The 2,730-nt window shown below is 35.9% G+C and carries 3 protein-coding genes; 1 reads left to right on the forward strand and 2 read right to left on the reverse strand.

The window, feature by feature from the left end:
- Nucleotides 1–191 precede the first annotated feature (191 nt).
- Nucleotides 192–491 (forward strand): hypothetical protein, encoded by a 300-nt coding sequence (locus Q9M50_15300; GenBank protein ID MDQ7091975.1) that lies wholly within the window; start codon nt 192–194, stop codon nt 489–491.
- 83 nt (nt 492–574) lie between these two features.
- On the opposite strand, the gene Q9M50_15305 is transcribed toward Q9M50_15300, so the two are convergent.
- Both Q9M50_15305 and Q9M50_15310 read right to left on the reverse strand, forming a co-directional pair.
- Nucleotides 575–1,570 carry a protein rep gene (locus tag Q9M50_15305; protein ID MDQ7091976.1) on the reverse strand — a complete coding sequence of 332 codons (996 nt, stop codon included), beginning with the start codon at nt 1,568–1,570 and terminating at the stop codon, nt 575–577.
- A 273-nt stretch (nt 1,571–1,843) separates the two neighbouring features.
- On the reverse strand, nt 1,844–2,191 hold the full coding sequence (locus tag Q9M50_15310) for a hypothetical protein (protein ID MDQ7091977.1): 348 nt from the start codon (nt 2,189–2,191) through the stop codon (nt 1,844–1,846).
- Nucleotides 2,192–2,730 lie beyond the last annotated feature (539 nt).

Genomic DNA, 2,730 nt, shown 5'->3' on the forward strand with positions numbered 1-2,730 from the left:
AATAATATCTTATGCTCTCGAAAGGTGCTGACCTTGCTAATTGAATAATATCTTATGCTTTGAAAGGTGCTGACCTTGCTAATTGAATAATATCTTATGCTTTGAAAGGTGCTGACCTTGCTAATTGAATAATATCTTATGCTTTACTTTACCAGTTGAATAATATATTATTCATGAATAAGGGGTATAAAATGGCAAAGACAAAAAATGGAAGAAACATCATCATAAAAATAAAAGTAGGCAGCAAGGTAACATCAGCATCAATTGATGACACACTAGCAGACCTTTTTTGCATAAAAAAGGATAATATATTATGTGAAGGGAAAGGCGCAACGCTATTAAAAAAATGGTGTCAAGAAAAAACAGAACAGTATCAACAAACAAAAGAAGGAATCAGCGCATTCTTACGCCGTCAAATTTTACTAGAGATACTTGATAAAAAAACAGTTGAGACTTATCGAAAGGAAGATGAGAAACGATGGGACATCTAATTTTTTCCTCCCTTTCGCCTTCCCCCCGCAAGCGGGTCCCCCCAGCTTCGGTCGGGAAAAAATTCAGATTAAAATTGGGGTAATTACAGAGAACTTGAAGCATCATCATAATGCTCGCTCATATCAACCTTGCTAATTTGTGTATAATGACCGCCGCTAAGATAACGGAACATATATTCAATATATGGACCATCTAACTTTTCGTCAATCATTGATGATGGCAATTTAACCCCTCTTAAATTACCAAACGATGAAAACAAACGTCTATGGTTTAAAACTTGAAAACAATGCCATGTGTCTGATGGTTCTTGTTCTGTAAACTTCACAGCATACTTAAAAACTTCCATGCATAAATCAATTACATCTTGATATTCTTTACGTCTGCAATCTACAATAAAACTATCTCCGGTGATTTTGAACCATTCTTTACAAAGTCCGTTACCTTTACCTGTTAAAGGGTTAACTCGACCCATACATAACTCTTCCTCATGTAAAATTAAGATATGGCAATGCGGATGCCATAAGCCACTATTTTTGCCCTTTTTAACCTCGTAGCTTAAAACAGCACCTTGAATTTTTGACATTTCAGTAAATTTTTTATCAGCGTTTAAATTATAATTGCGGTTTTTCAAAAGCTTTTTTATTGAACTTTGTAAATGATTAAAACGTTCTCGTAAATTATCCCCATCCTTAACCGTGAACGTAAGCATAGATGCTTTCAATTTAGGATTCTCTTTTAAAACATGAACTATTTTTTGATGGTATGCTCTTAATTTTTGAGAGCCACGACGTATTGCACAAGGTTGGCAAAGCAAGTGCTTTCCGCAAAAATTAGCAGATGTTAAACGGTTTGCCTTGTGGTCAATATAATGACGGAAGGTTAACCAAGATGCACACTTGTCCAGGCGATTGTAAAGTTTATCAACCATGGCAGGAACATGACCATATAAAACTTCATCCTTAAGCATAAGTTCTTCAATATACTCAACAATTTCAAGGTTGTTTTTCTTAGCACTTCCATAACGTTTTATACGTTCAAAAACGTTAATGTTTTCTGCATTGATTTCAAGTTGTGGCACTTTAGTTGTATGTATCAAGAGAATAGACCCCTCACGCTTCGCGAGAGAAGGCCATTCAAATAGAAATGAATAGAAATATTTACCATAATTGGCTTAGAAAACAGCAGAGAGCAACAGCAACGTCTTTTTGTGCAGGTATAGCGTTTTAAAGTTTTAAACGTTATAATGCGCATTGTAACCACCTTCTAGGTTGGTTTTTTAAGCTGTGTAGGCTTTTAACTATTCGGGAGGACGTTGGCGCGTCCTTCCTTTTTTTTGTTATATTCATCATTTTTATTTTTGACCATCCTTAATAGACATCAAATCAAGTAAATCCTGTTGAGTTGGTTCTTTGTTTTTTAAAGCTGAACTAAGAAGTCTTGAAGCTAACGTGTCAGAAGGTGGAGAAGTATTATTTTTAGCAGACTCCAAAGCTTCAATCATTGCTTTTATAACTGGGCGAGACTCCTCTAAAAGTTCACGCATTACAGAAGCAGGACGTGAACCAGTGTATGAACAAAGAATCTTAAGCAAATTATAATCATCTTCTGAAATTGTGATTTTCATAGGCCTCGAATTAGAATAAGCGCGAGGGCGACCGCCTTTATTTTTAGGTTTAGGTTCCTCTAAAGATGTTTTCATGAACCAAAACATAGCAGGAAAAAGAAAATTAGTAAAGTGAAAAAGTCCAATTATAAAGTACCGTAATACTTGCAAGGGCTGGGCTCGTAGGAAGTCGCCCAGCTTCGAACTGATAAAGCTCGTGCGCTTCGCGCGTTGACTAAAAAAAGGTTAAGGCTTAAGGAACTTGAAAGGTGCTGACCTTGCTAATTGAATAATATCTTATGCCTCAAGAGGTGCTGACCTTGCTAATTGAATAATATCTTATGCCTCAAGAGGTGCTGACCTTGCTAATTGAATAATATCTTATGCTTCTAAAAGGTGCTGACCTTGCTAATTGAATAATATCTTATGCCTCAAGAGGTGCTGACCTTGCTAATTGAATAATATCTTATGCCTCAAGAGGTGCTGACCTTGCTAATTGAATAATATCTTATGCCTCAAGAGGTGCTGACCTTGCTAATTGAATAATATCTTATGCCTCAAGAGGTGCTGACTTTGCTAATTGAATAATATCTTATGCTTCAAAAGGTGCTGACCTTGCTAATTGAATAATATCT

Source organism: Methylococcales bacterium, assembly GCA_030949405.1.
Lineage (GTDB): Bacteria > Pseudomonadota > Gammaproteobacteria > Methylococcales > Methylomonadaceae > WTBX01.

Bases quoted from the DNA above. Each gene is read 5' to 3' on its own strand.
- Q9M50_15300 (MDQ7091975.1), top strand. From the start codon at position 192: ATGGCAAAGACAAAAAATGGAAGAAACATCATCATAAAAATAAAAGTA.
- Q9M50_15310 (MDQ7091977.1), bottom strand. From the start codon at position 2,191: ATGAAAACATCTTTAGAGGAACCTAAACCTAAAAATAAAGGCGGTCGC.